32 protein-coding genes are annotated in these 24,924 nt (G+C 62.8%); 12 read left to right on the top strand and 20 right to left on the bottom strand.

The window, feature by feature from the left end; translation table 11 throughout:
* Positions 1 to 68: 68 nt before the first annotated feature.
* The 15 genes from pal to NKJ73_RS12500 form a co-directional block, all read right to left on the bottom strand.
* Positions 69 to 575 carry a peptidoglycan-associated lipoprotein Pal gene (pal, locus tag NKJ73_RS12570; RefSeq protein ID WP_023677992.1) on the bottom strand — a complete coding sequence of 169 codons (507 nt, stop codon included), beginning with the start codon at positions 573 to 575 and terminating at the stop codon, positions 69 to 71.
* 221 nt (positions 576 to 796) lie between these two features.
* On the bottom strand, positions 797 to 1,174 hold the full coding sequence (locus tag NKJ73_RS12565; protein ID WP_023677993.1) for a four helix bundle protein: 378 nt from the start codon (positions 1,172 to 1,174) through the stop codon (positions 797 to 799).
* Between the two features lie 74 nt (positions 1,175 to 1,248).
* Positions 1,249 to 2,520 carry a Tol-Pal system beta propeller repeat protein TolB gene (gene tolB, locus NKJ73_RS12560; protein WP_502905372.1) on the bottom strand — a complete coding sequence of 424 codons (1,272 nt, stop codon included), beginning with the start codon at positions 2,518 to 2,520 and terminating at the stop codon, positions 1,249 to 1,251.
* 79 nt (positions 2,521 to 2,599) lie between these two features.
* Positions 2,600 to 3,757 carry a cell envelope integrity protein TolA gene (tolA, locus tag NKJ73_RS12555; protein ID WP_352569596.1) on the bottom strand — a complete coding sequence of 386 codons (1,158 nt, stop codon included), beginning with the start codon at positions 3,755 to 3,757 and terminating at the stop codon, positions 2,600 to 2,602.
* 7 nt (positions 3,758 to 3,764) lie between these two features.
* Entirely contained in the window at positions 3,765 to 4,223 is a 459-nt protein-coding gene (tolR, locus tag NKJ73_RS12550) for a protein TolR (RefSeq protein ID WP_352569595.1), read from the bottom strand.
* A 9-nt stretch (positions 4,224 to 4,232) separates the two neighbouring features.
* On the bottom strand, positions 4,233 to 4,943 hold the full coding sequence (tolQ, locus tag NKJ73_RS12545; protein WP_023677997.1) for a protein TolQ: 711 nt from the start codon (positions 4,941 to 4,943) through the stop codon (positions 4,233 to 4,235).
* A 296-nt stretch (positions 4,944 to 5,239) separates the two neighbouring features.
* Positions 5,240 to 5,710, bottom strand: coding sequence for a tol-pal system-associated acyl-CoA thioesterase (gene ybgC / locus NKJ73_RS12540; RefSeq protein WP_023677998.1), 471 nt, complete (start codon positions 5,708 to 5,710; stop codon positions 5,240 to 5,242).
* 128 nt (positions 5,711 to 5,838) lie between these two features.
* A complete protein-coding gene (ruvB, locus tag NKJ73_RS12535; RefSeq protein ID WP_023677999.1) occupies positions 5,839 to 6,879 on the bottom strand; it encodes a Holliday junction branch migration DNA helicase RuvB in 1,041 nt (346 codons plus the stop codon).
* Entirely contained in the window at positions 6,876 to 7,280 is a 405-nt protein-coding gene (locus NKJ73_RS12530) for a type II toxin-antitoxin system VapC family toxin (RefSeq protein WP_352569594.1), read from the bottom strand. Before NKJ73_RS12530 ends, ruvB begins: the two co-directional genes overlap by 4 nt.
* Positions 7,277 to 7,561: an AbrB/MazE/SpoVT family DNA-binding domain-containing protein gene (locus NKJ73_RS12525; RefSeq protein WP_352569593.1), complete on the bottom strand. Its 285-nt coding sequence runs from the start codon at positions 7,559 to 7,561 to the stop codon at positions 7,277 to 7,279. The genes NKJ73_RS12530 and NKJ73_RS12525 overlap by 4 nt, the downstream gene beginning before the upstream one ends.
* 67 nt (positions 7,562 to 7,628) lie before the next feature.
* A complete protein-coding gene (gene ruvA / locus NKJ73_RS12520; RefSeq protein ID WP_352454898.1) occupies positions 7,629 to 8,249 on the bottom strand; it encodes a Holliday junction branch migration protein RuvA in 621 nt (206 codons plus the stop codon).
* Between the two features lie 13 nt (positions 8,250 to 8,262).
* On the bottom strand, positions 8,263 to 8,685 hold the full coding sequence (locus NKJ73_RS12515) for a type II toxin-antitoxin system VapC family toxin (RefSeq protein ID WP_023678002.1): 423 nt from the start codon (positions 8,683 to 8,685) through the stop codon (positions 8,263 to 8,265).
* Positions 8,663 to 8,932 (bottom strand): AbrB/MazE/SpoVT family DNA-binding domain-containing protein, encoded by a 270-nt coding sequence (locus NKJ73_RS12510; RefSeq protein ID WP_023678003.1) that lies wholly within the window; start codon positions 8,930 to 8,932, stop codon positions 8,663 to 8,665. The genes NKJ73_RS12515 and NKJ73_RS12510 overlap by 23 nt, the downstream gene beginning before the upstream one ends.
* A 56-nt stretch (positions 8,933 to 8,988) precedes the next feature.
* A complete protein-coding gene (gene ruvC / locus NKJ73_RS12505) occupies positions 8,989 to 9,501 on the bottom strand; it encodes a crossover junction endodeoxyribonuclease RuvC (RefSeq protein WP_023678004.1) in 513 nt (170 codons plus the stop codon).
* A 265-nt stretch (positions 9,502 to 9,766) separates the two neighbouring features.
* A complete protein-coding gene (locus NKJ73_RS12500) occupies positions 9,767 to 10,621 on the bottom strand; it encodes an SDR family oxidoreductase (protein ID WP_023678005.1) in 855 nt (284 codons plus the stop codon).
* A gap of 192 nt (positions 10,622 to 10,813) precedes the next feature.
* On the opposite strand from NKJ73_RS12500, the gene NKJ73_RS12495 reads away from it, so the two are divergent.
* Positions 10,814 to 11,131, top strand: a complete 318-nt coding sequence (locus NKJ73_RS12495; RefSeq protein WP_245274745.1) for a winged helix-turn-helix transcriptional regulator — start codon at positions 10,814 to 10,816, stop codon at positions 11,129 to 11,131.
* Positions 11,132 to 11,169: 38 nt separating this feature from the next.
* On the opposite strand, the gene rcdA is transcribed toward NKJ73_RS12495, so the two are convergent.
* Positions 11,170 to 11,697 (bottom strand): protease adaptor protein RcdA, encoded by a 528-nt coding sequence (rcdA, locus tag NKJ73_RS12490; RefSeq protein ID WP_352569592.1) that lies wholly within the window; start codon positions 11,695 to 11,697, stop codon positions 11,170 to 11,172.
* Between the two features lie 580 nt (positions 11,698 to 12,277).
* On the opposite strand from rcdA, the gene NKJ73_RS12485 reads away from it, so the two are divergent.
* Positions 12,278 to 12,829: a DUF2269 family protein gene (locus NKJ73_RS12485; RefSeq protein WP_352569591.1), complete on the top strand. Its 552-nt coding sequence runs from the start codon at positions 12,278 to 12,280 to the stop codon at positions 12,827 to 12,829.
* 40 nt (positions 12,830 to 12,869) lie between these two features.
* Here NKJ73_RS12485 and NKJ73_RS12480 read toward each other — a convergent pair whose 3' ends face one another.
* On the bottom strand, positions 12,870 to 13,640 hold the full coding sequence (locus tag NKJ73_RS12480; protein WP_352569590.1) for a sulfite exporter TauE/SafE family protein: 771 nt from the start codon (positions 13,638 to 13,640) through the stop codon (positions 12,870 to 12,872).
* A gap of 92 nt (positions 13,641 to 13,732) precedes the next feature.
* Complete coding sequence (locus NKJ73_RS12475; RefSeq protein ID WP_352569589.1) at positions 13,733 to 14,182, bottom strand: Lrp/AsnC family transcriptional regulator; 450 nt, start codon at positions 14,180 to 14,182, stop codon at positions 13,733 to 13,735.
* A gap of 132 nt (positions 14,183 to 14,314) precedes the next feature.
* Here NKJ73_RS12475 and NKJ73_RS12470 point away from each other — a divergent pair, with 132 nt between their 5' ends.
* The 3 genes from NKJ73_RS12470 (at position 14,315) to NKJ73_RS12460 (ending at position 17,056) form a co-directional block, all read left to right on the top strand.
* Positions 14,315 to 15,199 carry a DMT family transporter gene (locus NKJ73_RS12470; RefSeq protein WP_352569588.1) on the top strand — a complete coding sequence of 295 codons (885 nt, stop codon included), beginning with the start codon at positions 14,315 to 14,317 and terminating at the stop codon, positions 15,197 to 15,199.
* Between the two features lie 176 nt (positions 15,200 to 15,375).
* Entirely contained in the window at positions 15,376 to 16,023 is a 648-nt protein-coding gene (locus NKJ73_RS12465; protein WP_352569587.1) for a thiamine phosphate synthase, read from the top strand.
* Between the two features lies 1 nt (position 16,024).
* Complete coding sequence (locus tag NKJ73_RS12460) at positions 16,025 to 17,056, top strand: tetratricopeptide repeat protein (protein WP_023678013.1); 1,032 nt, start codon at positions 16,025 to 16,027, stop codon at positions 17,054 to 17,056.
* A 42-nt stretch (positions 17,057 to 17,098) separates the two neighbouring features.
* On the opposite strand, the gene NKJ73_RS12455 is transcribed toward NKJ73_RS12460, so the two are convergent.
* On the bottom strand, positions 17,099 to 18,115 hold the full coding sequence (locus NKJ73_RS12455; RefSeq protein ID WP_352569586.1) for a zinc-dependent alcohol dehydrogenase family protein: 1,017 nt from the start codon (positions 18,113 to 18,115) through the stop codon (positions 17,099 to 17,101).
* A gap of 113 nt (positions 18,116 to 18,228) precedes the next feature.
* On the opposite strand from NKJ73_RS12455, the gene NKJ73_RS12450 reads away from it, so the two are divergent.
* From NKJ73_RS12450 to NKJ73_RS12420, 7 genes are all read left to right on the top strand, one after another.
* Entirely contained in the window at positions 18,229 to 19,086 is an 858-nt protein-coding gene (locus NKJ73_RS12450) for a LysR family transcriptional regulator (RefSeq protein WP_198023577.1), read from the top strand.
* A 138-nt stretch (positions 19,087 to 19,224) separates the two neighbouring features.
* Entirely contained in the window at positions 19,225 to 19,791 is a 567-nt protein-coding gene (gene efp / locus NKJ73_RS12445; RefSeq protein WP_023678016.1) for an elongation factor P, read from the top strand.
* 81 nt (positions 19,792 to 19,872) lie between these two features.
* Positions 19,873 to 20,673, top strand: coding sequence for an inositol monophosphatase family protein (locus NKJ73_RS12440; protein WP_023678017.1), 801 nt, complete (start codon positions 19,873 to 19,875; stop codon positions 20,671 to 20,673).
* A gap of 99 nt (positions 20,674 to 20,772) precedes the next feature.
* The gene (trhA, locus tag NKJ73_RS12435) at positions 20,773 to 21,480 is read left to right on the top strand and encodes a PAQR family membrane homeostasis protein TrhA (RefSeq protein WP_352569585.1); all 708 of its coding nucleotides are present in this window, start codon (positions 20,773 to 20,775) and stop codon (positions 21,478 to 21,480) included.
* A gap of 115 nt (positions 21,481 to 21,595) precedes the next feature.
* Positions 21,596 to 22,621, top strand: coding sequence for a MotA/TolQ/ExbB proton channel family protein (locus tag NKJ73_RS12430; protein ID WP_023678019.1), 1,026 nt, complete (start codon positions 21,596 to 21,598; stop codon positions 22,619 to 22,621).
* A 1-nt stretch (position 22,622) separates the two neighbouring features.
* A complete protein-coding gene (locus NKJ73_RS12425; RefSeq protein ID WP_023678020.1) occupies positions 22,623 to 23,654 on the top strand; it encodes a peptidoglycan -binding protein in 1,032 nt (343 codons plus the stop codon).
* Between the two features lie 275 nt (positions 23,655 to 23,929).
* Positions 23,930 to 24,328: a hypothetical protein gene (locus NKJ73_RS12420; protein ID WP_352569584.1), complete on the top strand. Its 399-nt coding sequence runs from the start codon at positions 23,930 to 23,932 to the stop codon at positions 24,326 to 24,328.
* Positions 24,329 to 24,407: 79 nt separating this feature from the next.
* Here the strand turns inward: NKJ73_RS12420 and NKJ73_RS12415 are convergent, their stop codons facing one another.
* Positions 24,408 to 24,758: a DUF1304 domain-containing protein gene (locus tag NKJ73_RS12415; RefSeq protein WP_352569583.1), complete on the bottom strand. Its 351-nt coding sequence runs from the start codon at positions 24,756 to 24,758 to the stop codon at positions 24,408 to 24,410.
* Positions 24,759 to 24,924 lie beyond the last annotated feature (166 nt).

Here is a 24,924-nt window from a genome sequence, read left to right as displayed (position 1 = left end):
GGAGCGAGCAGATATGAAAAAGGCGGCCTTTTGGCCGCCTTTCGCACCAAGTGTTGCATTTATGCCGATCAAGAACCGGCGCCGCCCAGGGTGGTTACGGCGCGGCGGTTCTGCGACCAGCAGGAGATGTCGTCGCAAACCGCGACCGGACGCTCCTTGCCGTAGGAAATGGTCTTCAGGCGCTGCGCCGAAACACCCTTGGCGACCAGGAAGTCGCGTGTGGCGGCAGCACGGCGGGCGCCGAGCGCCAGATTGTATTCGCGCGTGCCGCGCTCGTCGGCATGGCCTTCGATGACGATGGCATACTGCTTGTACTGGTTCAGCCACTGCGCCTGGCGCGACAGCGTCGTCTGCGCATCGGCGCGGATCGAGGACGAATCGGTATCGAAGAAGATGCGGTCGCCGATGTTGACGGTAAAGTCCTGGGCCGACCCGGGCGTTGCCGCGCCGGCGCCGTTGAGGCCGAGATCGGCGGCGCTGTTCGGCGTCTTCTTCGAGGCGCAACCGGTGATCGCGAGCATAGCGACCAGCGCGATCATGACCGGGTTTGTGGTAAGTGCTGCGATACGGCCCATGCCGCCTCTCCTTCGCAATTCGAGTGATTTCATTGATCGTCCAGTAACCACGTTTGGGTTAACCGGCGCTCAAGAAACACGGTTAAAATTTGGTTTCGGCTGCCGTCCGCAACCGTTCTGCCGAGGGGCGACAATGAGCGCGGACCGTAGGCGGAAATGCGGCCAAAACATGAAAAAGAGGGAATTGAGGAACTGAAGAACTGAGGAATTGAGGAAAGAGATCACCTCAGCTTCTCTCTGAGATTGACCAGCATTCCGTAGATGCGGGCATAGGATTGCAACCAATCGTCGCGTTGCGCCTGTGTGATGTACTCGAGGTCGAACGCATACGAAATCCAGGTCTCCACCTCACTGCATGATCCTATGGCCATCGAAATGAAGCGTGCGAATTCGGGCTTGGAGTGAGTCTGTTTGGCAAAGCCTTCGGCCAAATTGGCGCAGATCGCCTTGCTGGAACGACGTAGTTGATCGGCGAGCGCGTATTGCTCCATTTTCGGAAAAGCAAGCGTGGCTCTGTGTACCCCAAGGGAAACCGCATAGGCACGCTTATAGACTTCTAAATCCCTCGCGTGCTCGATGTAGACCCCTGCCTTCTCCATTCTTCAGTTCTTCAACTCTTCAGTTCTTCAACTCGTCAGTTCGTCAGTTCTTCAATTCCTCAGTTCTTCTTCCATCACTCCAGCAGCGGCGACCAGGCCGGATCCGAGGCGAAGTTCGCCGTCGGGATCGACTGTTCGTTGCGGCCGGTGAGATCGACCGAAACAAGTTTTGGTCCGCCATTGGAATCGCGGAAGAACATCAGCACCCGGCCGTTGGGCGCCCAGGTCGGCCCTTCCTGCTGAAAGCCGGTGGACAGGATGCGCTCACCCGAACCGTCGGTGCGCATGACGCCGATCTGGAATTCGCCGCCGGTCTGCTTGGTGAAGGCGATGAGATCGCCGCGCGGCGACCACACCGGCGTCGAATAGACGCCGTCGCCGAACGAGATGCGGGTCTGGCCCGAGCCGTCGGCGCCCATCACATAGATCTGCGCGCGGCCGCCGCGATCCGAGGTGAACACCACCTTGCTGCCGTCAGGCGAGTAGGACGGTGAGGTGTCGATGGCGGTCGAGTTGGTGAGCCTGGTCGTCGAGCGGCTTCTCAGATCCATGGCGAAGATGTTGGAATTGCCGTCATCGCGCAGCAGGCTCATGATCACCTTCTGGCCGTCGGGCGAAAAGCGCGGCGCAAACGTCATGCCGGGGAAATTGCCGACCAGCTCGCGCTGCCCCGTCTCGATCTGCAGCAGGTACACCCGCGGCTGACCGCTTTCATAGGACATGTAGGTGATTTCCTGCCGGTTCGGCGAGAAGCGCGGCGTCAGCACGATCGATTTGCCGTTCGAGAGATAGCGGACGTTGGCGCCGTCCTGGTCCATGATGGCAAGCCGCTTCTTGCGCGCATTCTTGGCACCGGACTCGTCGATGAAGACAACGCGCGTGTCGAAATAGCCCTTCTCGCCGGTCAGCCGCTCGTAGATCGCATCGGCGATGATATGGGCGACGCGCCTGGTATTGGCGTCGTTGGCGAAGAACTGCTCGCCCGACATCTGCTGGCCGGCAAACGTGTCCCACAACCGGTACTGGGCGCGAATGCGGCCGTCAGCCTCCTTGCCGACACTGCCGGTGACCAGCGCCTGCGCATTGATCACCTTCCAGTCTTCGAAGCGCGGCGTGGCATCCGGATTCGAGATCTTTTCAATGAAAGCGCTTTTGTCGATCGGCGCGAACAGGCCGGAGCGTTTCAGGTCGGCACTGACGATGCCGGAAATCTCGGCGCCGAGGGCATCGCCGCCCTGGAAGTCCGTGATGGCGATCGGCAACGGCTCGACATTGCCCTTATCGACGTTGAGCTCAACGAGCGCCCGCGCCGGCAGGGTGACAGCAACGGTCATACCCAGCGCCATCGCTGCGATCGTCAGGAGCGGCTTGAGGATGGATTTCATGTCTTCTCGCTTCTCTTCGCTGATTCTGTGGGAGCCGGGCCTAAAGACCGAGCATCTCCCTGGGGTCAAAAGTGACCCGAACGTCGGACCAGATGTCTTGCTTGCCCGCTGGAACCTGCAGGCCGGCCACATCGCATTTCTGAACCGCGCGCACTGCGCTTTCGTCAAACGGGCGGTTTCCGCTCGACTTTTCAACGCTCGGCCGGCCATCCAGCTTGCCGGAGGCGTCCAGATTAAACCGGACCACGACGACGAAATTCTCCGAACCCTCGAGCCCTGCCGGAAGCGTCCAGCAACCACCAAGCTGGGCCTCCAATGCCCCCTGCTCCGATTTCGAAAGCTTCTGGCCCTGATCCTTCTCGCCGCCGAGCGATGCCTGCTGGGTCGAGCGCTTGGCGCCGCCGCCCGACGGCTTGCGCTTGTCGAGCAAAGCCGAAATCTCGTCGGCGTTGAATTGCTTGTCGTCCGATTTCGGCTTGGATGAGGCTTCCTTGACCGGCTTGTCGGCGTCCTTGCGCTCCGGTGCCTTGGCGCTCTCGGCCTGGGCCGGCTGCGGCTTTGGCCGAGCCTCGGGTGCTGGCGCCGAGTCCGGAAGCTGCGCCTCCTCGGTTGGCGGTTGCTTGGCAATCGCCTCGGCGACGGCATCCGGCTTGACCTCGGGCTGCGGATCGATCGCGGCAGTCTTGTCCTGCGGCGGCGTGGGCGTCGGCTCCTTGGCCGGCGTCGGCTTGGGCTCGGTCTGCTTGACAGGTTCGGGCTTGACCTCTTCCTTCGGCTGCGGCACCGGCGCCACCTCCGTAGCGGGAATAGGCTTCGGCTCTTCCTTCGGCTTCGGCACGTCCTCGGGCTTGGGCTTTTCGACCGGCGTCGGCGCGGGTGGCGGAGCCGCCGTCATGTCGACTGGCTGGGGCTTGGGCTCAGGTGTCGGCGGCTTGTCGGTGTCGACGCTGTTATCGCCGACTTTCTGGGCATCGGGAACGATGTCGGGACGCTGCGTCGGTACCGGCGCCGGCTTGTCGTGCATTACAGCCTTCTTGTCGCCTTGCAGGACCTGTGCCGTCGCTTCCATCGGCACGATCTCGACCGACACCGATTCCGCATCGGACGCAGGCATCGCGGGCGGCGAGGACAACGTGAACAGCCCGAAGGCGATCGCCACCGTATGCAAGATCACCGATGTGGTGAGGCCGGTCCTCATCTTGCGTCTACTGATCCTGTTCCTGCAGTGAAACCAGGCCGATATTCTTGTAGCCAGCAGCCGAGATGCGGGCCATCACCTTCATGGCAGTGCCATAGTCGGTGGACTTGTCACCCCTGATGAAAATGCGCTCTTCATAGCCGGTCTTCGAGATCGCCTGCAGCTTTGCCACCAGCTCCTCGATCGGGATCTCGGTTTCCTGGAGGTAGATCTGACCGGCCGAGTTGATGGACACGGTTATAGGCTGCGTATCGGCGTTCATCGCTTTGGCCTGGGTATCCGGCAGGTCGATCGGCACGCCGACCGTCAGCAACGGCGCCGCGACCATGAAGATGATCAGCAGCACCAGCATCACGTCGACCATCGGCGTGACGTTGATCTCCGATATCAAGGCGTGATGGCGGCCGCGCCGCCTGTGGCCGCGCCCGCCGCGTCCTCCGCCACCTGCGCTTACGGACATTCCCATGATCGTTCCTCAGGCCTTCTGCGCGACTTTTTCATCGATTTGGCGCGAGAGTATGGCGGAGAACTCATCCGCGAACCCTTCCATGCGCACCGCGATCTTGCTCGCGTCGGACGACAGCTTGTTGTAGGCGATGACGGCTGGGATGGCGGCGAGCAGGCCGATGGCCGTCGCCAGCAGCGCCTCGGCGATGCCGGGCGCGACCACCGAGAGGCTGGTGTTCTTCGAGGCGGCGATCGCCTGGAACGAGGTCATGATGCCGATAACCGTGCCGAACAGGCCGATGAAGGGCGCCGCCGAGCCGGTGGTGGCGAGAAAGCCGAGCCGCCCTTCAAGCTTTTCCATTTCACGGGTCAGCGCCAGATCCATCGCCTTGTCGATGCGGGTCTGCAGGCCGAGCGGCGATTTCGCGCCCTTCTCGAAGCTTTTCTTCCATTCGCGCATGGCGGCGACGAAGATCGCGCTCATGCCGGTCGTCTTGCGGTCGGCGAGCGTGCGGTAAAGTTCTTCCAGCGACTGTCCCGACCAGAACACCTGTTCGAAGCGGTTGAGCGCCAGCCGCATGCGGGCATAGGCGACGAGCTTGTCGACGATGATCGCCCAGGTCCAGATCGAGGCACCAAGCAGCCCGATCATGACCAGCTTGACCACCCAACCGGCCTGCATGAACAAGGCCCAAATCGATAAATGCGCGCCCGGTTCGGCGAGAGCGATGTTTTCCATGTTACGTCCTTAAAGATTTTCCGGGCGTGGCTGGCGGCTGGCCCATGGGCATCCCTTGTGGTCCGTTCGCGTTAGGCTTGCGGAATAACCCCAAATGCACCGTTGGCGGCCTTTTCGGGGCAAATATTGGTGAAAGGAAGGCGCTTGGATTCTCCCAATCTTAACCAATCCCTTCATGGACCGTTATGGTTAAGGATGGGTTAGGACGTACAGCGCGGCGCATTGCCGCGCCCTGATAGGCCGCCTCGCGATTCTGGCCTGGACCGGGAGCTCCGGGATCGTCCGCCTCTGAACCTTTATTTGCGCGTTCTGGGCATGAAGGCTGCGATCCAGTCCTTGGGAAAGCGCCGCGGCCGCCCGTTCTCGCCGACGATCGCCGCTTCGACACGCGCCTCGACCAGCACTTCGCTGCCGCGCTTCAACTGTTGCGCCATGACGATGCGGGCGCCGGAAATCTCGTCGGTGCGCGTATCGATGGTCAGGATGTCGTCCATGCGGGCCGAACCGCGGAAGTCGATCTCCATGCGCCGCACCACCCAGACTATTTTCTCGCCATGCTTGCCGTCGGCAAGCTCGGTGTGGTGGACGCCGGCCAGCCGCAGATAGTCGGAACGGCCGCGCTCGAAGAATTCGAGATAGCGCGCGTGGTAGACGACGCCGGAAAAATCGGTGTCTGCATAATAGACCCGCGCCATCAGTCGATGGCCGAATTCCGTCAGCGCGCCGGAAAGTCCGGCGGACAATGCCGATTCACCGTGATCGTCCATTGCGCTGTCCTTTTGGCCCGACAGGCCCTGTTTCAAGCAACACCTGTTTTGCGCATAGACCGGCGATGATCAAGACCTGGAGGGCTGGGCCGGGGAACTGCCAGCACCGAAGCCATAAGCAGCGGAACTTACGGTTCTTCCTGGAACAGGCTGATCTGCTGCTGCGCCAGGTCCTTTGGCGCGTCGAGGCCGAGATGCCGCCAGGCATTGGCCGCCAGCACGCGGCCGCGCGGGGTACGCATGATGAAGCCTTGCTGGATCAGAAAGGGTTCGATGATGTCCTCGATGGCATCGCGTGGCTCGGAAAGCCCGGCAGCGATGGTCTCGATGCCGACCGGCCCGCCGCCGAAATTCCGGGCGATCATCGACAGATAACGGCGGTCGAGCGCGTCGAGGCCGAGCCCGTCGACCTCCAGCCGCGTCAGCGCCTCGTCGGCGACCTTGCGGTCGACATGACCGTCGCCGGCAACGCTGGCGAAGTCGCGCACCCGGCGCAACAGCCGGCCGGCGATGCGCGGCGTGCCGCGCGCCCGCCGGGCGATCTCCAAGGCACCGTCGTCGCCGAGCGGCATGGCAAGGATGCGGGCGCCACGCCGCACGATCTGCTCGAGTTCCTCGACCGAGTAAAAATTGAGCCGCACCGGAATGCCGAACCGGTCGCGCAGCGGGTTGGTCAAAAGGCCGAGCCGGGTGGTGGCGGCGACAAGCGTGAAGCGGGCCAGGTCGATCTTGACCGAGCGCGCCGCCGGCCCCTCGCCGATGATCAGGTCGAGCTGGAAATCCTCCATCGCCGGATAGAGGATTTCCTCGACCGCCGGGTTGAGCCGGTGGATCTCATCGATGAACAGCACGTCACGGTCTTCGAGGTTGGTGAGCAGCGCCGCGAGATCGCCGGCCTTGGCGATGACCGGACCCGAGGTCGAGCGGAAATTCACGCCGAGCTCGCGCGCCATGATCTGCGCCAGCGTCGTCTTGCCGAGGCCGGGCGGGCCGACGAACAGCACATGGTCGAGCGCTTCGCTGCGGCCCTTGGCGGCCTCGATGAACACTTTGAGATTGGCCCGCACCGCCGCCTGGCCGACGAAGTCGCCGAGCGTCTGCGGCCGCAAGGTCTGCTCGGCGTCCTCGCCGCGTCTGTCGGGAGCAATGAGCCGTGGCGAAAGGCTCATGCGAGCAGTTCCATACCGGCAATGGACCTTGCAGCCCGCTGGTCGAACGTGACCGTATGCGAGCAACCGAAATTTCGATTGTGCTCGGCTATCAGCGCATCAGCAAAGTCGACCTGGCTCGAATTCGATCGTTCGAGCGCGATCACGATGGCATCGAAATCCTCAAACACCAGCGTCTTGATCTTGAGCAATCTCTGGATCGCGGCCAGTATTTGCTCCTTTGGCTGCCGGTAACGCGAAAGCAGTGACCAACTGAATTCCACCAGCACAATCAAACTCACAAAGCCGAGCTTGTCGCCGCTGAGGCTCTTACCGAAGGCGAGAGACTTGGCCTGTTGCTCGGCATCATCGTTCAGCACCATTCGAAGCAGAACGTTGGTATCGATACCTATCGACGTCACGCGTCGCCCTCTTTTCCGCCCTGTGGCTTGTCACCAACAACGTGCTGGCCTACGGCCTCCCTCACAGCCGCATCGATCTCTTCCAGGGAAGCGGGACCGCCGGGTGGATCGCCGAGAAATCCGGCTAGGTCGGCGAAGTCGAGATTGCGCGGCGTCCCGACCAAATAGCCATCCATCACCGTCCAGGCGATCGTGTCGCCCGTCTTGAGCGACAAGGCGTCGCGGACGTCCTTTGGAATCGTGAGCTGTCCCTTGGAGGTCAGACTGGCATATGCGCCCATATTCTTACTCCTGCAAAAAATTCTTACCGACCAGATAGTAGTTGGAATTTCACTTTCCAGCAACGTCTCAGCGTGCCAGCTCCTTCAGCCCGAAGCGGATCAGCTTCGACGCGTCCGCCTCTTCGCCTGCCGTCTTCAGCGCCGCCGCCACCGCATTGGCGGCGGTGTCGCGCGAATAGCCGAGATTGACCAGCGCCGAGACGGCGTCGGTAATCGGCGCCGAGGCGACGCCCTCGCCGAGCTCCTGCTTCAGGCCGATAGTGCCGGAGGCAGTGCCCGCATAGGCCGGCGCCTTGTTCTTCAATTCGGTGACGATGCGCTCCGCCACCTTCTTGCCGACGCCCGGCGCACGGCTGACCATGGCGATATCGCGCAACGCAATCGCATTGGCGAGATCGGTCGGCGCCAGCGTCGACAGGATGGCCAGCGCCACCTTGGCGCCGACGCCTTGCACATTGTTCATCAACAGCCGGAACCATTCGCGCTCCAGCACCGACTGGAACCCATAGAGCCGCAGCATGTCCTCGCGCACATAGGTCTCGATGAACAGCACGACCGCCTCGCCCGGCCGCGGCAATGCCGCCAGCGTGCGCGCCGAGCAGTAGGCGACATAGCCGACGCCATGCACGTCGACGATGCAGAAATCCTCGTCGATCTCATCCAGCGTGCCTTTTAGCTTGCCGATCATTTGAGCGTGCCGATCATGCCGGGTGGGTTTCCGGAGAGATGATATCGAGGTCCGGGAAATAGCCGCGATAGCGCGCGGCATTGCGCGTCAGCAGGCGATGCCCGGCGACAACCGCATGGGCTCCAATAAAGAAATCCGGCAGCGTTCGTTCGCGAATGCCGCCGGCGCGGCGATAGCGGGAATGCGTGACACCGGCGAGGAAGGCTGCTTCCCACGGCAGGAATTCGCGATCCATCTTGAGCATGTCGGCTGCTTGACGAAGAGCCTGTTCGGTCGCAATCAACGGCGCGAGTTCGGACCAGACGATTGCATTGATAACAAGTGCGCCGTCGCGCCGGCATGCGGTAATCGCGGATGCCGACCATTTCGTCTCCCGTCCGGCAGGACCCCAAACGTCGATCAGGACATTTGTGTCAATCAATGTCGAGATCTTCACGTGGGCCCCTCAGCCATTCCATATATTCGTCCGTCGTCATGCCTCCCAGATCCAGCGTACCGGCCATACGATCGAGCATCTGGCTGAATCTGCGCGAGGCTTCCTCCTCCGACATGTTTTCGTCGACGGCTATGACACGAGCCCCGTCCTCGGTGGGGACGAACTCCACCTCCGAGCCCGGGCCGATACCCAGATGATCCCGTATTTCCTTCGGGATGGTCACTTGGCCCTTGGTGGTAACGCGCATGGTAATACCTCGTTGGTATTACTTATTGCCCACTGGAGAACAAGTCAAGAACATACTTATCCGGCCAGCGCCGCCATCCTGTAGGCGATGCTCTGCCGGTGATGCGCGTGACAGATGGCGATAGCCAGCGCATCGGCGGCGTCGTCGCTGTCGAAAGTCGCCTTCGGCATCAGCACCTTGACCATCATGTGGATCTGTTTCTTGTCGCCATGGCCGACGCCGATCACCGCCTTTTTGACGGCGTTTGGCGCATATTCGGCAACGACAAGGCCGGCACGCGCCGGCACCAGCATGGCGATGCCGCGTGCCTGGCCGAGTTTCAGCGTCGCCGCCGCGTCCTTGTTGACGAAAGTTTGCTCGACCGCCGCCTCGTGCGGCATCGCGGCATGCAGGATCTCGGCGAGCCCGTCATGCAACTGGCAAAGACGCACCGCCAGCGCGGCCTTGTCGTCGGACCGCACCGTGCCGGAAGCGACGAAGCGAAGCGAATTGCCGAGGCTTTCGACTATGCCCCAGCCGGTGCGCCTCAGCCCTGGATCGATGCCGATGATGCGAATCGCTTCCCCCATCCGTCAACTTTAACCCCGGCGAGCAGCGATGCCAGCGAAATGTGAACAAACCAGAAACAGCAAGCCGAGTCTGGTTTAGAGAATGTTTGAGAATTCGCTCTGGCGAGACAGATAGCGTGGTTTTCGAGAACCGGAGCGGAGCGTACATAAGTACGCGAGCACCGGAAGCGCAGAAGGCTGCGCTAGTCTAGCCGTTTGAATAACTGTTGGCGCGAGCGACAGACGGTCCTCTGATCCTTTGGCGGATGTGACAGCCATCTCGGTTTCAACCGCGCAATGCTGCCGCAACGACGCTCTCCAGTGGCGTTGTCGGTCGACCGATCAGCCGGCTCATGGCGCCGCCGTCATCGAACAACGCTCCGCGTGAGGCTGCAATGTCGGCATCGGCCAGGATAGCGGCGAGATCGGCGGGCAGCCCGGCGCCTGTCAACACACCCTCATAGGCCGCCCCGGCAAGATCGTTGTAGGCGATCGCTTTGCCCGATTGCCGCGAGACCTTCGCCGCAAGCTCGGCGAGCGTGAAGGCTTGGTCCGCGGCGAGCTCGTAAGTCCTCCCTGCTTGATCCTCGCTCGTCAGCACCACGGCCGCGGCCTCGGCATAATCCTGCCGCGCCGCGGACGAGAAGCGCCCCTCATTTGCGGCGCCGATGAAGGCGCCGTGCTCCAGAGCCGCCGGGAGCGCCATCAGATGGTTCTCGGTGTACCAGCCGTTGCGCAGGATGACGGCGGGTAGGCCGGAGGCCGCGATGACCTCCTCCGTCTGCCGATGTTCGACCGCGAGCCTCGCGGGAGACGTGTCCGCATGCAGCATGCTCGTGTAAGCGATCAGCGAAACCCCCACCCGTTGGGCGGCCTTGATCACTGACCGATGCTGCGGCAAGCGGCCGCTGACTTCGGTCGAGGAAATCAGCAGCAGTCTATCGACGCCGGCCAGCGCCATCGGGAGCGTGTCGGGACGATTATAGTCCGCCTCCCGCACGACTACGCCGCGTTGGACAAGATCGCTGGCCTTTGCCGGATCACGAACCGCCGCAACGATCCGGCTGGCCGGAACTGTCTTCAGCAGTGCGTCGATCACGAGACGGCCAAGCTGTCCTGTTGCTCCAGTTATTGCGTACATCGTTCTGTCCATTTCGTGGTTGGATGGATTGAGAGCCTCAGATAGCGGCTCTCGTTACCATCGGAAACCACGTATCTTGTAGTTACCATCATTTTCTGGTAACCAACTGGAAACTCCCATGGAAGATGCGCGATGGTCCTCAGGATGCGAACGAAGGTGAAGGCGCTTCCCGGCTGCCCAATGTCGAGGTGCATGGCGCTGCTTGGCGGGTGCTGGACACCCGAGGTGCTCTGGTCCTTGAGCGACGGCCCGCGCCGGTTCTCCGAATTGCGCCGCGATATCCCAGCCATTTCGGCGAAGGTGCTGACCGGCAGGTTGCGCGATCTCGAGGAGCGCGGCGTCCTCGCACGCCACGTGATGCCGACATCGCCGCCGACCGTGGAGTATGAGCTGACGTCATTGGGGCAGGAGCTGCTCCCAGCGATCAGGTCTATCGTGGAGGTCGGATCGCGCCTGCTGCTGCGTGATTCTCCCCGCCTGATGATCGCGAGCCCATCCCTTCGCGGTTAGTCTAGATGGTCGCCGGAGTAGAATTATGAAACGTTCTCTCAGCCGCGGGCGAAAGCCGTGTTTAGCAGCGTGATCTGGTCTGAGACCGGATTGACGCGACGGCTCGACGGCGGCACCTCGGCGAGGCCGCCATAGATCTCCTCGTCCATCCGGCGCACCAGCGCCTGCAGCCGCAGCGAACGGTTGACGAGGTCGATGAAATCCTTCGGCAGCTCGGCCCAGCCGGGCGCCTCCTCATGCGCGGAGGCGGTGTCGAGACGCACCTTGGATTTTTCTGAGGCCACCTGATCGCGGGTCATCTCGCCGGAATTCGCCGCCCGCTGCAAAAGCAGCCACGAGGCGACCTGCATCAGCCTGGTAGTCAGCCGCATCGATTCGGCCGCATAAAGCGTCGCCGCCAGCCTCGACAGCTTCTTGGCCTCGGCGCGGCCCTTGCCGTCGAGATATTCGGCCGCCTGCTCGACCAGGCCCATGCCTTCCTGATAGAGCGGCTTGAAGGATTGGGAGAAAACCCGGCGCTCCGCCAGCTTGATGGTTTTCGCGCTCGCCTTCGAAGGCTCGTTCATCGCTACGCCCCTGCACTTGCCTGACAGCCGGCCGATTCGGCTCTTGGCCGCCATATCCGGCAGCCTAAACGACTGAAGCTTGAAAATGCGCTTCGCTGCCAGCGAAGGCAAGCACATGTTTAACAAACGGTTAACGGCCGCATTTAGCCGGAAGGACGCCCATGCCGGCGGACAAAAAAAGAGCCGCGGATAAGGCGGCTCTCAGGAGTTTAACAGGGAGGCGTCAAACAAAGTGGCTCCAACCACTCGGTAAGAATCCAGATCACTGGATGGACATAGTAAACGCCTGTAAAGCTTAACGAAGCCTTAACGCGGGGCATATTTCTTGATCAAGCGCCCAGCATCTGTGCCGTAACAGCACAGCTGACTGGCTAAGCTGCCGTTCTCACCACCGGCTGGAAAGTCGGGGCGACGCGCTTGCGCCATGTTTCCTCCAGGTCGTGACCGACATACCGAAACAGATCCGCTCGCCGCGCGACATCGTTCCGAAACAGGCGCCGCGGTAAACGCCCGCTCCTCGCAACGAGGCGGAGCAAACCTTGCGCTCCGGCAAATCATCAAATCTCTCAAGGAGCGAATAATGGACTGGTACTCGGCCGTTAAATTTCTGCACATCGTCTCGGCGATCCTCTGGGTCGGCGGCGGCTTCACGCTGATGCTGCTCGCGGTACGCGCCGACCGCGCTGGAAACGTCGAAGGCATGCTGCAGGCGATGCGCGCTACCGGCGAGCTCGGCAACCGGTTCTTCGCGCCGATGTCGATGCTGACATTGCTCTTCGGGCTCATCATGTGCGGCTTCTGGATCGGCTTTTCCGATCTGTGGGTGCTGATCGGCCTTGCCGGTTATGCGACGACCTTCTGCATCGGCATGTTCATCTTCAAGCCGACTGCCGACCGCATGGCAGGCATGATCGCCAAGGAGGGCGTGACGCCGGCAGTGCTTGCCCAGGGCCAGCGCGTCCTCAGCGCCGCGCGCTTCGACTATTCGGTGATGCTGGTGATCATCGCGGACATGGTGCTGAAGCCGACGCTGCACGACATCACCATTCTGGGCTGCATGGCGCTCGTACTGGCAACCGGCATTGCCCTGGCGCTTGGCAGGACGCGGCAGCTGCTGCCGAGTGCCGCCTGAGGTGTAAGGAATCCGGCGGCGGCCGAATGGGGCCGCCGTCTTACAGGAGGCCGGCGATGCCGTCCCACAGAAGCTTGACCGCGACGACTGCCACGGTCGCATAGGTGAAGGGATAGAACAGCTCCGGCCGCATCCGCCGCACCAGCCAGGCGCCGGCGATTGTCGACAGCGGCGCCAGCGGCATCAGCACCGCCGACGCGGTCAAATTGGTGGTATCGAACTGGCCGAGCGCGAAATAAGGGATGAGCTTCAGCGCATTGGTAACGGCGAAAAAGATCGCCGCGGTGCCCGACAGCACCTTCGGATCGAGCCTGATCGGCAGCGCATAGACCTGAAAAGGCGGGCCGCCGACATGGGCGACGAAGCTGGTGAACCCGGCAACAGTACCCCAGAAGCCCGCAGCGACGCGGTTGGGCTCCGTCGCGTGGCCGGCACCGTGGCGGAGTTGCAAATAGAGCCAGCGCAGCACGAAGATCAGGGCAACCGCGCCGACGATCAGCCGCACCATCTCTTCGGTTACAAGTGCCGCCGTCAGCCAGCCAAGGGCGATGCCGATCACGGCGCCCGGCATCATGTCGGCCAGCATCTTGCGGTCGAAGATGCCCCACCACGTCCACACCGAGACAATGTCCATCAGGCACAGAATTGGCAGAAGAATTGCGGCAGCCTGAACCGGCGGCATGGTCAGCGCCATCAACGGCACGCCGACAAAGCCGACGGCGCCGCCGAAGCCGCCTTTCGACAGGCCGACGAGGATGACGGCCGGAATGGCCGCGGCATAGAACCAGGGATCGACGAGCAGGCCTGACATGGGAAAGGACGCTGGAGGGAAAGTGATCTCTGGAATAAACCAGAAATGATCGGACCGCGACCGCAAATACTTGGGCCACGCCACCGAACCCGTCACATGTTTGGCATGTCGAGCGGTGGCGGGCGTCTCCGGATCGGCTGCGCCTTGATGATGGCCGTGCTGGTTTCGGCCTTGTCGGCGATGCGGTCGAGAATCCCGTCGAGCTCGCCGATCGAGCGGACGAACAGCCGGGCAACGAAGCAGTCATCGCCCGTCACCTTGTCGCATTCGCCGAATTCCGGGATTTCCTCGATCAGCTTCTGGACGATGTGCAGCTTGCCCGGCAATGGCCGGATGCGAACGATCGCCTGCAAGGCGTAGCCGAGCGCCTGCGGATTGATGTCGATGGTGAACGCGCGGATGACGCCGCGATCCTCTAGCCGCCGAAGCCGCTCCGAAACGCTTGGCGACGACAGCCCGACCTGCAGCGCCAGTTCCTTCAGCGAGGTCCGTGAATCCTTGACCAGGATATCGAGGAGCTTTCTGTCGAGCTCGTCCAGCATTTTACAATTCCAAGAAAAAGCCGATGTTTACCTAATTTAATGAGGTTCATCATGCATATCACCAACTAGAAGTGATGGAAAGACCCGATCCGCTGTGGGATTATAAAATCTCAACGGATTTCAGGAGCATCCATGGACAACACGGTACGCGGCACGATCGAAATGACGGCGGCGATGGCGATCCTCGGCACGATCGGCTGGTTCGTCGTGCTTTCCGGCCAACCCATCATGGACGTGGTGTTCTGGCGCTGTGCTTTCGGGGCGGTAACGCTGCTGATCATCTGCGCGGCGCTGGGACTGCTGCGCGGCAGGCTGTCGCTTCGCATTGTCGCGATCGCGGCGCTCGGCGGTGCTGCCATCGTTATCAACTGGCTGTTGCTGTTCAGCGCGTTTTCCCGCGCGTCGATCTCGATCGCCACGGCTGTCTACAATACGCAGCCCTTTATGCTGGTGGGTTTTGGCGCGCTCTTCTTCTCCGAACGGCTGACGGTGACCAAGCTGACCTGGCTCGGCATCGCCTTCGCCGGCATGCTGCTGATCGTGCAGGCCGCGCCCGATGCAGGCGATCATGGTACGGATTACTTTACCGGCATTGCGATGGCGCTGGCCGCGGCTTTCTTCTGGGCCGTTGCGGCTATCGTCACCAAGAAGCTCAAAGGCACGCCGCCGCACCTGATCGCCCTGATCCAGGTCTGCGTCGGCGTTCTCATGCTGGCACCCTTCGCCAATCTCACCCACCTTCCCGTCGATGCGCGGAGCTGGGTCATGCTGGCGACACTCGGCATCGTCCATACCGGTCTGATGTACATCCTCATGTACGGCGCCATCCAGAAGCTGCCGACGCATCTGCAGGGATCGCTGTCCTTCATCTATCCCGTCGTCGCCATCCTCGTCGATGTCGTCGCCTTCGGCCATCGGCTGCATCCGGCGCAGATCGTCGGCGCCGCCGCCATCCTGGTCGCCGCGGCCGGCACGAATCTCGGCTGGTCGCTGTGGAAATCGAAGGTGCCTGCGTAGGGCCGCAAGCGACCAGGCGAGGAGAATTTCGGCCAACGGCAGTCATGCGCCGAGCCCTATGGAATCATTGACGGCAATCGTGATCCCCCTGCCGCCTGTTCAATCCCCGCACTTTGCTCTATGCCGCAATGCAACCATCTTCGCCCGGCATAGGCGATAACCGGGATCGAACACCAATGAATGACGCAACGCCGCCCAACCGCTGCCGTATCGTGCTGATCGCGCCGCCGAACGTGCCGGCCGAGCGCATCGCCGCGGCCTTCGACGGCGGTGACGTCGCCTCGCTCATTCTGCCGGAAAACGGTATGGACGAGGCCTCTTTCCAAGCCTTTGCCGAACAGATCGTGCCGGTGGCGCAAGCGGCCGGCATTGCCGTCATCATTGCCGGCGACACCCGCATCGCCGGCCGTGTCCAGGCCGACGGCATCCATGTCGAGGTCGGCAAGGACGAGCTCGCCGAAACGATCGAACACTTCCAGGCCAGGATGATGGTCGGCACCGGCGGCGCTAAGACCCGCGACGATGCGCTGGAACTCGGCGAGGTCAGGCCTGATTACATTTTCTTCGGCCGTTTCGGTTACGACAACAAGCCTGAGCCGCACCCCCGCAACCTGTCGCTCGGGCAATGGTGGGCGGACGTCATCCAGATCCCCTGCATCGTCATGGCCGGATCGGATCTTGCCTCGGTGGAAGCGGTCGCCGCCACCGGCGCTGAATTCGTGGCGCTGTCCAGCGCCGTTTTCACCGACGGCGTCGATCCGAAGATGGCGGTCGCCGCCGCCAACGCGCTGCTCGACGAAACCGCGCCGCGCTTCGAGGACTGACGTGCTCTCGCGGAAAATCCTTTTCAGCGCCTTTCTTGCAACGGCCGTGACGCAGGCGATAGCGGCGGAACCCGTTCCGCTGCCGCAGCCCAGGCCGGATTCCAGCGAACCTGCCGACAAGCCCATCGCCGCACAATTGCCGCAGCCCGCCACCACCGCCCCGTTGCCGTCGGCCGATACCATCAACCCCGACCGCTTCGGCGCAAAGCCGTCCGACGCTGCCTACGGCGCCTTTCAGCGCGGGCTCTACAAGACGGCCTACAACCTTGCGCTTTCGCGCGCTCAAAACGGCGATCCGGCGGCACAGACGCTGGTGGCCGAGATATTGTCGCGCGGCCTCGGCGTGCCGGTCGACGCGGCAGGGGCGGCGAAGTGGTATGCGCTTGCCGCCGAGCAGGGCGTGCCGGAATCGCAATTCCAGTATGCGCTGATGCTGCTCGACGGCCGCTACGTCAAAAAGGACGAGAAGGAAGCCTATGCGCTGATGCAGGCCGCCGCCGAGGCCGGCAACCGCCTGGCGCAGTTCAATTTTGCGCAGCTGATGGTCGAACAGGAGCCCGGCGATGCCGGTATTGCCAAAGCCGTGTCCTATTACGAGCGCGCTGCCGCGACCGGGCTTGCCGACGCACAATATGCGATGGCACAGGTCTACGCCAATGGCGCCGGCGGCAAGCCGCGCGACGATGTCCGCGCCCGCGGCCTGCTGGCACAGGCCGCGCGGCAGAACTACGACACGGCACAGATCGATCTCGCAACCTGGATGATCGAGGGGCGCGGCGGCGCCCGCGACCTGAAATCCGGCTTCAACTGGATGAAGCAGGCCGCCGAGGGCGGCAATGTCGCCGCCCAGAACCGTCTCGCCAAGCTCTACATGAACGGCATCGGCACCGACCCGGATCTGATCCTCGCCGGCGCCTGGTATGTTGTCGCCCGCCGCGCCGGGCTCATCGACCAAGAGATGGACGATTTCCTGCAGGGCCTGACCGACGAGCAGACGCAGCAGGCGCTGCAACGGGCCAACCGCCTGCCCTGACCGCGGTCTCGCGACTCATTGCACCAGGCTCATCAGGCGGACTCATTGCGTATGATCGAGCACGACCTTGCCGAAGGGAGAGCCGTGTTCAAGGTACCGAAAGGCTTCGGCGGCCCGGCTCCATGGCACGACCCGGTCGATCACCGGTCTCAACCGGTTGACGACAATGGCGCGGTTCATCGCCTCGAAGGATTCGCGTGAGCCCACCGGTATGCCTCGCGCCCGGACCTGCCGGCGGAAGATGTCGAGCGGGTTGATGGCGCCGTCACTGCCGCCGAGATAGCCGATGACGTTGATCTGGGCGCCGCGCGCCGCTGCCCTCAGCGATTGTGCAAAACTCTGCGGTCCGCCAACCTCGATGATATGGTCGGCGCCGCGGCCATCCGTTAATCCCAGCACGGCCGATGCCCAATCGGGGACGCTGCGATAGTTCACGCCATCCTGCGCGCCAAGTTGCTTTGCCCGCGCAAGCTTCTCGTCGCTGCTCGACGTCACGATGACGCGCGCCCCGGCAGCGGCGGCGAACTGCACCGCAAACAGCGAAACGCCGCCGGTGCCGAGGCAAAGCACGGTGTCGCCGGGTTTGACGCTGCCCTCCGTAAACAGCGCGTGCCATGCCGTCACGCCGGCGCATGGCAGCGTCGCCGCTTCGAGGTCGCTCAGATTGGCCGGCGCCAGCACCGCCGCCTGTTCGTCGAGCCGGGCAAATTCGCTGAGCAGCCCGTCGATTGGGCCGCCGCGTTGATAGGATGGCTCGGCCATGGCGAAACTGCCGCCGACCCAGCGCTGCCAGAACGTGGCGCAGACCCGGTCGCCGATCTTGAACCGGCTGACCTCGGCGCCGATGGCAACGACTTCGCCGACGCCGTCCGACAGCGGCACCAGCGGCAATGCAAACTTCGTGTGATAGCTGCCGCGAACGATCTCGGCATCGCGGTAGTTCAGCGCCGTCGCCTTGACCTTCACAATCATCTCCTGGCGCCCTGGCTCAGGCATCGGCCGCTCGACCATTCTGAGGTTCTCGAGGCCGCCCGGGCTCTGCAATTCGATCGCCTTCATCGTCGTTCCTTTCCAGCTGGGGTCCTGCCGGAAGAAAATCGCTTGCCATCCATCGGATTTCAAATTCATAATGTTCAGGATAATTATGCTTCTATGACATGTTCGGGTGTGTCGTGCTTGAAGAACTGAAAACACTGGCCCTCTTTGCCGAGGAGGGTTCGATTCAGAAGGTGGCGCAACGCCTGCCATTGACGCAGCCGGCCGTCACCCGCCAGATCCAGCGGCTGGAGGAGATGCTCGGCACGGAATTGCTCGACCGCCGGCTAAAGCCGTCGCGACTGACCCCGGCCGGCGTAGAGGTGCTGGCACGCGGCAAGGAAATTCTCGCCGCCGTCGCCGCGCTGAGATCATTCGCCAAGGGCGACGAGCCGGAGGGCCTGCTGCGGCTCGGCCTCGCGCATGGACTTTGCGACAAAGCCGTGGCCGCCGCCATTGGTGATGCCGTGGCCCGGTTTCCGAAGGTCTCGCTGCGTCTGAAGAGCGGCTGGAGCCTTGAGTTGGCCGACCAGCACAAGCGCGGACAGCTTGACCTCGCCGTCATCCTGGACGGCAGCAATTCCAAAGCTGGCGACGGCGTTGTCGGAACCGAGGCCCTCGGCGTCATCGCTGCCGAAAGCACTGTCCGGCAAGCCGACGTCAAGACCATGCCCTGGATCCTCAGCCCTGAGCCTTGCGACGCGCGCCGGCGGCTGACGGCTGCCCTTGCTGAGGGCGGGAACAGATTGACTGTCGGCGCCGAGATTCAGGACAGCGCGCTGCAGATCGACTGGGTTCGTCGAGGCCAAGGCCTTGGCCTGCTGCCCAGGCGGCTGCTGCGGGAAAAGCTGCCGCAGGGCATTGCCCTGGTCGACGCTCCCGGCCTCGAGCTGTCGCTGCGAATTGTCGTCCTGCGTTCGCCGCACCTGCATCTTTTGAGAGAGGTCGCCGACGCAGTGACCGAGGCCGTCACCGCGACTGTCAGGACGGACTGAGGCCGCCACGCCGCGCTGCCGGGCCAGCTTCGTTCCCGCTTCATCGGAAGGCGCTCCTTGCCTCTGCTGGCGATTTGTGGTCTTGGAGGCGCCAAATTGCCCTTTGCGGCGATCATCTCATTTCCGGATCACCTCACCATGGCCAAGATCAATGGCAACGAAATCCGTCCCGGCAACGTCATCGAGCACGATGGCGGCCTTTGGGTGGCGGTCAGGACCAACACCGTCAAGCCCGGCAAGGGCGGCGCCTACAACCAGGTCGAACTCAAGAACCTGATCAACGGCACCAAGCTCAACGAGCGCTTCCGTTCGGCCGAGACGGTCGAGCAGATCCGGCTCGATCTGAAGGATTTTTCTTTCCTCTACGAGCAGGGGGACGCGCTGGTGTTCATGGACACCGAAAGCTACGAGCAGCTCGAATTGCAAAAGGAGTTCGTCGGCGATCGCGCCGCCTTCCTGCAGGACGGCATGATGGTGACGGTCCAGCTCTATGACGAAAGGCCGATCGGCATTTCGCTGCCCGACCAGGTGACGCTGACCATCACCGAGGCCGACCCGGTGGTGAGGGGCCAGACGGCAGCCTCGTCCTACAAGCCGGCGATACTCGAAAACGGCATCCGCGTGCTGGTGCCGCCGTTCATCGGCTCGGGCGAGCGCATCATCGTCGATACCAACGAAATCACTTACGTGCGCCGCGCCGACTAAGGCGTGATCCCAAAGAGTTGCAGACTTTTTGGATAAGATGATGCGTCAAGGCAAATAGGCGCAGCGACAGGAAGAACAGCAATGGCGCGTTCCGCGATCCTCAATGTCATGGTCCAGGCCGCAATGAAGGCCGGCCGCTCGCTGTCGCGTGACTTCGGCGAAGTGCAGAACCTGCAGGTCTCGATGAAGGGGCCGGGCGACTATGTCAGCCAGGCCGACCGCAAGGCCGAAGACATCGTCTTTGCCGAACTCTCCAAGGCGCGGCCCGGCTACGCCTTCCTGATGGAGGAACGCGGCGTGATCGAGGGCGACGACGGCCAGCACCGCTGGATCGTCGACCCGCTCGACGGCACCACCAATTTCCTGCACGGCATTCCGCTCTTTGCCGTTTCGATCGCGCTGGAGCGCCAGGGCCAGATCGTCGCCGGCGTCGTCTACAATCCGGCGATGGATGAGCTCTATACCGCCGAGCGCGGCGGCGGCGCTTTCATGAACGACCGCCGGCTGCGCGTCGCCGGCCGCACCAAGCTGGTCGATGCGGTGATCGGCTGCGGCATGCCGCATCTCGGGCGTGGCCAGCACGGCAATTTCCTCATCGAGTTGCGCAATGTCATGGCCGAGGTCTCTGGCGTCCGCCGTCTCGGCTCCGCCTCGCTCGATCTCGCCTACGTCGCCGCCGGCCGCATGGACGGGTTCTGGGAAACCGGCCTGTCGGCCTGGGATGTCGCCGCCGGCATTTTGCTGATCCGCGAGGCGGGCGGTTTCGTCTCCGATTTCGCCGGGGGACAGGATGTGCTGAACGCCGGTTCACTGGTCGCCGGCAACGAACTCATCCAGCGCGCGCTGTTGAAGACTATCAAAAGGCCACTCTCAGCCGGCTGATACAGGCACGCCGCGCTGAACCGCCGCAGTCGCAAAACCGCAACCAAAGCTTGAAATACTGTCCCGCGGCCGCCCAGATAAGGTGGCGCAGGATCATCGATGACGAACAGCCGGCCCCAACCCCAGAGCGAACTCTCCCAGCTCGACATTCCCTTTATGGGGCGCTGGCATTACTCGCGCGCCGAGATCATCGCCGACGGCATTGTCCACGCCGTGGGCATCGTGCTGGCGATCGCTGCCGGCTCGACGCTGCTGGCACTGGCCGCCTATCGAACCGGCCCCGGCGAATACGTCGCCGCCGCCTTCTATGTAGTCTCGCTGCTCACCGTGCTGTCGGTTTCGCTGGCCTACAATGTCTGGCCGGTGTCGTCGCCGGCAAAATGGATATTGCGGCGCTTCGACCATGCCGCGATCTATCTGCTGATCGCTGCCACCTACACGCCTTTCCTAGCCCAGCTCGGCGGCTCGCCGCAGGCCGTTTCCATGATCGTCCTGGTCTGGACCGCCGCGGCGGTCGGCATCGCCATCAAGGTCTTTCTTCCCGGCCGTTTCGACCGGCTGGCGATCGTGTTTTATCTGGCTATCGGCTGGAGCGGCATCGTTCTGGTGGAGCCGCTCGTGCGGACGCTGCCGGCGACATCGATCGCGCTCATCGTTGCCGGCGGCATCGTCTACTCCTGTGGCGTGATCTTCTTCGCCTGGAAGGGCCTGCGTTTCCACAATGCGCTGTGGCATGGCTTTGTCGTCACCGGCGCCGGCCTGCATCTGGCCGCCATGGTCGACTGCCTGGTCATCAACCGGCTTTGACCTCCGGTCGCGGACAGTGGCAATATTGCCAAGCGCCATTCAATTTCGTCACAATTCCGTTTAGAGTCGCAAACACAAATTGATCGGCGGCGACGGCATCGGAAACGGGGCACGGATGACTCTTCTCAGATCCTTCGGCATGGGCAGGCGCTCCGACGTTCTGATCTACGACCCGCACAAATTGTCGAGCCCGCAGGTGTTTCTGCTGACCATGGTGATCTTTCTGTTCATCGTGGCCTTCATCGCCGCCATCCTGACCCGCCAGATCTCGACCGCCTTCGTCACCAATCCCGGCCTCAACGGCCTGATCATCGGCGTGCTGGCGGTCGGCATCCTGCTGGCCTTCGTCCAGGTCGGCCGGCTGTTCCGCGAGGTGCGCTGGGTCAACTCGTTCCGCGCCGGTTCCGAAACCACCGAACCGGTGTTGCTGGCGCCGATGAAGGCGATGATCGGCCGCTCCTCGACGATTGCTTTCTCGACCAGTTCGATGCGCACCATGCTGGATTCGATCGCCACCCGCCTCGACGAAAGCCGCGACACGTCGCGCTACCTTGTCGGACTGCTGGTGTTCCTCGGCCTGCTCGGCACCTTCTGGGGCCTGCTCAACACGATCGGCTCGATCCGCGAAACCATCGAGTCGCTCGATCCCGGCACCGGCGATGCCGCGGCCGTGCTCGAATCCCTGAAGCAGGGGCTTTCCGCTCCGTTGGCCGGCATGGGCACCGCCTTCTCGTCCTCGCTGTTCGGCCTCTCCGGCTCGCTGGTGCTCGGCTTCCTCGACCTGCAGGCCGGCCGTGCCCAGACGCGCTTCTATACCGAACTCGAAAACTGGCTATCCTCGGTCACCGACCTGTCCTCCGACATCGTCGTTGCCGACGCGGCCAAGACCGAACCCTCCGAGGAAATCCGGCTGTTGTCGGAAAAGCTGCGCACCCTGCAGGAGAATGGCGGCGGCTCCAATCCGCGCGTGGCCACCGCCATGGCCAATCTCGCCGACGGCATTTCCGGCCTAGTCAAGAACATGCGCTCGGAGCAGCAGATCATGCGCGACTGGGTCGAGGCCCAGTCCGACGAGCAGAAGGCGATGCGCAACACCCTGGAGAAGATCGCCGACGCCTTGAAGAAGCCTGGAGTGCATTGACGTGGCGTTGGCACGAGGCCGGCGCTCCGACCGCCGCATCGATTACTGGCCGGGCTTCGTCGATGCGCTGTCGACGCTGCTGTTGGCGATCATGTTCCTGCTCACGGTTTTCGTGCTGGCGCAGTTCCTGCTCGGCCGCGAGATCTCCGGCAAGGACACGGTGCTCAACCGCCTCAACTCGCAGATCAACGAGTTGACCCAGCTTCTGGCGCTGGAGCGCTCGACGACGCAGGACAAGGAGGACACCCTTGCCAATTTGCAGGCGTCGCTGTCCGCGTCGGAGGCGGAAAAGAGCCGGCTCGAGCAATTGCTGGCGCAAGGCGCCGGTGCCGGCGATGCCGCCAACCAGCGCGCGACGGCACTTTCCGGCGAGCTCGACAGCCAGCGCCAGATCAGCCAGCAGGCGCTGAGCCAGGTCGAGATCCTCAACCAGCAGATTTCGGCGCTGCGCAGGCAGATCGCAGCGCTCGAACAAGCGCTCGACGTGTCCGAAACGCGCGACCGCGAATCCAACACCAAGATCGCCGATCTCGGCCGCCGCCTCAACGTCGCACTGGCGCAACGCGTGCAGGAGCTAAACCGCTACCGCTCCGATTTCTTCGGCCGCTTACGTGAAATTCTTGCCGACCGCGAGAACATCCGCATCGTCGGCGACCGCTTCGTCTTCCAGTCGGAAGTACTTTTCCCGACCGGCTCCGAGGTGATCAACGATGCCGGCAAGGTCGAGATGAAGAAGCTCGCCGATGCCATCATCGAATTGCAAAAGGAAATCCCGCCGGAGATCAACTGGGTGCTGCGCGTCGACGGCCACACCGACAACAAGCCGCTCTCCGGCACCGGCCGCTACCGCGACAATTGGGAATTGTCGACGGCGCGCTCGACGTCGGTGGTCAAGTTCCTGATCGAGAACGGCGTGCCGGCCAACCGGCTGGTCGCGGCCGGCTTCGGCGAATTCCAGCCGCTCGACCCCGCCGATACCGAAGAGGCGCGCAACAAGAACCGCCGCATCGAGTTGAAGCTGACCGAGCGGTGATCTGCAGGCCTTTGGCTTGTATCATGCGCCAGGTCGGGCCAGGTCGAGCCGGCTCAAGTCGGCGGCATTTAGGGCACTGGTGCGGCAGCGGCAAGAGCTGAAAAAAATTACCTTTTTTTAATTACACTTTGCCGCCATGGCCTTTTAGCCTTGGTCATGGGCCGAGAACCGCCGGCGGTGGAACCGCTCATCGCGACGCGACGGAACCTGACGGCCCGCGGCCGGAAGGCAGGACCCTCCCAACCACCGCCTTCCCCAGTAAAGGAGACGCAACCATGCGCTTCTTCGCTCCCAGGAATCTCAGGACTGCTACGCTCGCCACACTGCTCCTCGCCGTTCCGTTTGCTGGCGCTTACGCCGGCCCGCGTGCGACGGCCTTGATCAATCAGATCCAGAGCGTGGAGACGGGTATCCAGGGCGCCATCCGGGCGAACAAGCTAGAGCCGGGCGAGGCGCGCGACTTGCGCACGCAGGTCGCTCAACTCGATCGGGCCGCCCAGAGGGCCGCCCGCCGTGGAACGATGCCGAGCACGCAATATCAGCAGTTGATGGCGCAGCTCGACGATGTCAGCCAAAAGCTGCGCGCTGACACCGGCAGCGCCTTCCTCATCGGCAACGGCGCCGATGGCGGATACTATCCCAACGGCTATGGCCCAACTTATCCAGGCGGCTGAAATCGGCCGCAGTGCCCGGCGCTGTGGCAATTGATTTTGCGCATGATCCTTTTCCAGCTTTCGGTTCAGGGATCATGCGCTAGCCCAACGCCAGCGCAATCAGCGCCAGCACTGCCGGCACTGTCTGGATGAACAGGATTTTACGGCCCGCCGTCGCTGCGCCGTAAAGGCCGGCGATGGCGACGCAGAGCAAGAAGAAGACTTTGAACTGGAAACCGGCTTCGCCGAAGTAAAGCCCCCAGATCAGCCCGGCTGCGAGAAAGCCGTTGTAAAGCCCCTGATTGGCAGCAAGCACTTTCGAGGCACTGGCGAATTCCGGCGTCAGCCTGAATACCATATGGCCGCGCGGCGTGTCCCACAGCACCATCTCAAGATAGACGATGCAGAGGTGGATCACGGCCACCAGCCCGACCAGCACATTGGCGATCATGTTTCGTCTCCGCATCGCGGTCTGCCGCCGCCGGACGACATTGATCACGCACGCCACCGCTTCCACAAGATGCTTTTCGGCCGTTGCAGCTGGCAGTCGATGCGTCGATCGCGGACGGCTTCGGGGTTGCCAACGGTTTTGCATTGGTATCTTTTCCCGCCGTCAA

Origin of the sequence: Mesorhizobium sp. M0074 (assembly GCF_040322975.1) — a bacterium.
Taxonomy (GTDB): Bacteria; Pseudomonadota; Alphaproteobacteria; order Rhizobiales; family Rhizobiaceae; genus Mesorhizobium.
The sequence above is the reverse complement of the archived record's forward strand: the minus strand, read 5'-3'. Positions and strand labels throughout refer to the sequence as shown.

Excerpts from the sequence above, each read along its gene's own strand:
- pal (WP_023677992.1), bottom strand. The coding sequence starts at position 575 with ATGGGCCGTATCGCAGCACTTACCACAAACCCGGTCATGATCGCGCTG.
- ruvB (WP_023677999.1), bottom strand. The coding sequence starts at position 6,879 with ATGAGCCTTTCGCCACGGCTCATTGCTCCCGACAGACGCGGCGAGGAC.
- tolA (WP_352569596.1), bottom strand. The coding sequence starts at position 3,757 with ATGAGGACCGGCCTCACCACATCGGTGATCTTGCATACGGTGGCGATC.
- NKJ73_RS12495 (WP_245274745.1), top strand. The coding sequence starts at position 10,814 with ATGGCGCTGCTTGGCGGGTGCTGGACACCCGAGGTGCTCTGGTCCTTG.
- NKJ73_RS12500 (WP_023678005.1), bottom strand. The coding sequence starts at position 10,621 with ATGTACGCAATAACTGGAGCAACAGGACAGCTTGGCCGTCTCGTGATC.
- NKJ73_RS12565 (WP_023677993.1), bottom strand. The coding sequence starts at position 1,174 with ATGGAGAAGGCAGGGGTCTACATCGAGCACGCGAGGGATTTAGAAGTC.
- NKJ73_RS12430 (WP_023678019.1), top strand. The coding sequence starts at position 21,596 with ATGACTCTTCTCAGATCCTTCGGCATGGGCAGGCGCTCCGACGTTCTG.
- NKJ73_RS12420 (WP_352569584.1), top strand. The coding sequence starts at position 23,930 with ATGCGCTTCTTCGCTCCCAGGAATCTCAGGACTGCTACGCTCGCCACA.
- NKJ73_RS12525 (WP_352569593.1), bottom strand. The coding sequence starts at position 7,561 with ATGGGCGCATATGCCAGTCTGACCTCCAAGGGACAGCTCACGATTCCA.
- tolB (WP_502905372.1), bottom strand. The coding sequence starts at position 2,520 with ATGGCGCTGGGTATGACCGTTGCTGTCACCCTGCCGGCGCGGGCGCTC.
- NKJ73_RS12415 (WP_352569583.1), bottom strand. The coding sequence starts at position 24,758 with ATGATCGCCAATGTGCTGGTCGGGCTGGTGGCCGTGATCCACCTCTGC.
- NKJ73_RS12465 (WP_352569587.1), top strand. The coding sequence starts at position 15,376 with ATGAATGACGCAACGCCGCCCAACCGCTGCCGTATCGTGCTGATCGCG.
- tolQ (WP_023677997.1), bottom strand. The coding sequence starts at position 4,943 with ATGGAAAACATCGCTCTCGCCGAACCGGGCGCGCATTTATCGATTTGG.
- ruvA (WP_352454898.1), bottom strand. The coding sequence starts at position 8,249 with ATGATCGGCAAGCTAAAAGGCACGCTGGATGAGATCGACGAGGATTTC.
- trhA (WP_352569585.1), top strand. The coding sequence starts at position 20,773 with ATGACGAACAGCCGGCCCCAACCCCAGAGCGAACTCTCCCAGCTCGAC.
- NKJ73_RS12475 (WP_352569589.1), bottom strand. The coding sequence starts at position 14,182 with ATGCTGGACGAGCTCGACAGAAAGCTCCTCGATATCCTGGTCAAGGAT.
- rcdA (WP_352569592.1), bottom strand. The coding sequence starts at position 11,697 with ATGAACGAGCCTTCGAAGGCGAGCGCGAAAACCATCAAGCTGGCGGAG.
- ruvC (WP_023678004.1), bottom strand. The coding sequence starts at position 9,501 with ATGGGGGAAGCGATTCGCATCATCGGCATCGATCCAGGGCTGAGGCGC.
- tolR (WP_352569595.1), bottom strand. The coding sequence starts at position 4,223 with ATGGGAATGTCCGTAAGCGCAGGTGGCGGAGGACGCGGCGGGCGCGGC.
- NKJ73_RS12470 (WP_352569588.1), top strand. The coding sequence starts at position 14,315 with ATGGACAACACGGTACGCGGCACGATCGAAATGACGGCGGCGATGGCG.
- NKJ73_RS12485 (WP_352569591.1), top strand. The coding sequence starts at position 12,278 with ATGGACTGGTACTCGGCCGTTAAATTTCTGCACATCGTCTCGGCGATC.
- efp (WP_023678016.1), top strand. The coding sequence starts at position 19,225 with ATGGCCAAGATCAATGGCAACGAAATCCGTCCCGGCAACGTCATCGAG.
- NKJ73_RS12510 (WP_023678003.1), bottom strand. The coding sequence starts at position 8,932 with ATGCGCGTTACCACCAAGGGCCAAGTGACCATCCCGAAGGAAATACGG.
- NKJ73_RS12480 (WP_352569590.1), bottom strand. The coding sequence starts at position 13,640 with ATGTCAGGCCTGCTCGTCGATCCCTGGTTCTATGCCGCGGCCATTCCG.
- NKJ73_RS12455 (WP_352569586.1), bottom strand. The coding sequence starts at position 18,115 with ATGAAGGCGATCGAATTGCAGAGCCCGGGCGGCCTCGAGAACCTCAGA.
- NKJ73_RS12440 (WP_023678017.1), top strand. The coding sequence starts at position 19,873 with ATGGCGCGTTCCGCGATCCTCAATGTCATGGTCCAGGCCGCAATGAAG.
- ybgC (WP_023677998.1), bottom strand. The coding sequence starts at position 5,710 with ATGGACGATCACGGTGAATCGGCATTGTCCGCCGGACTTTCCGGCGCG.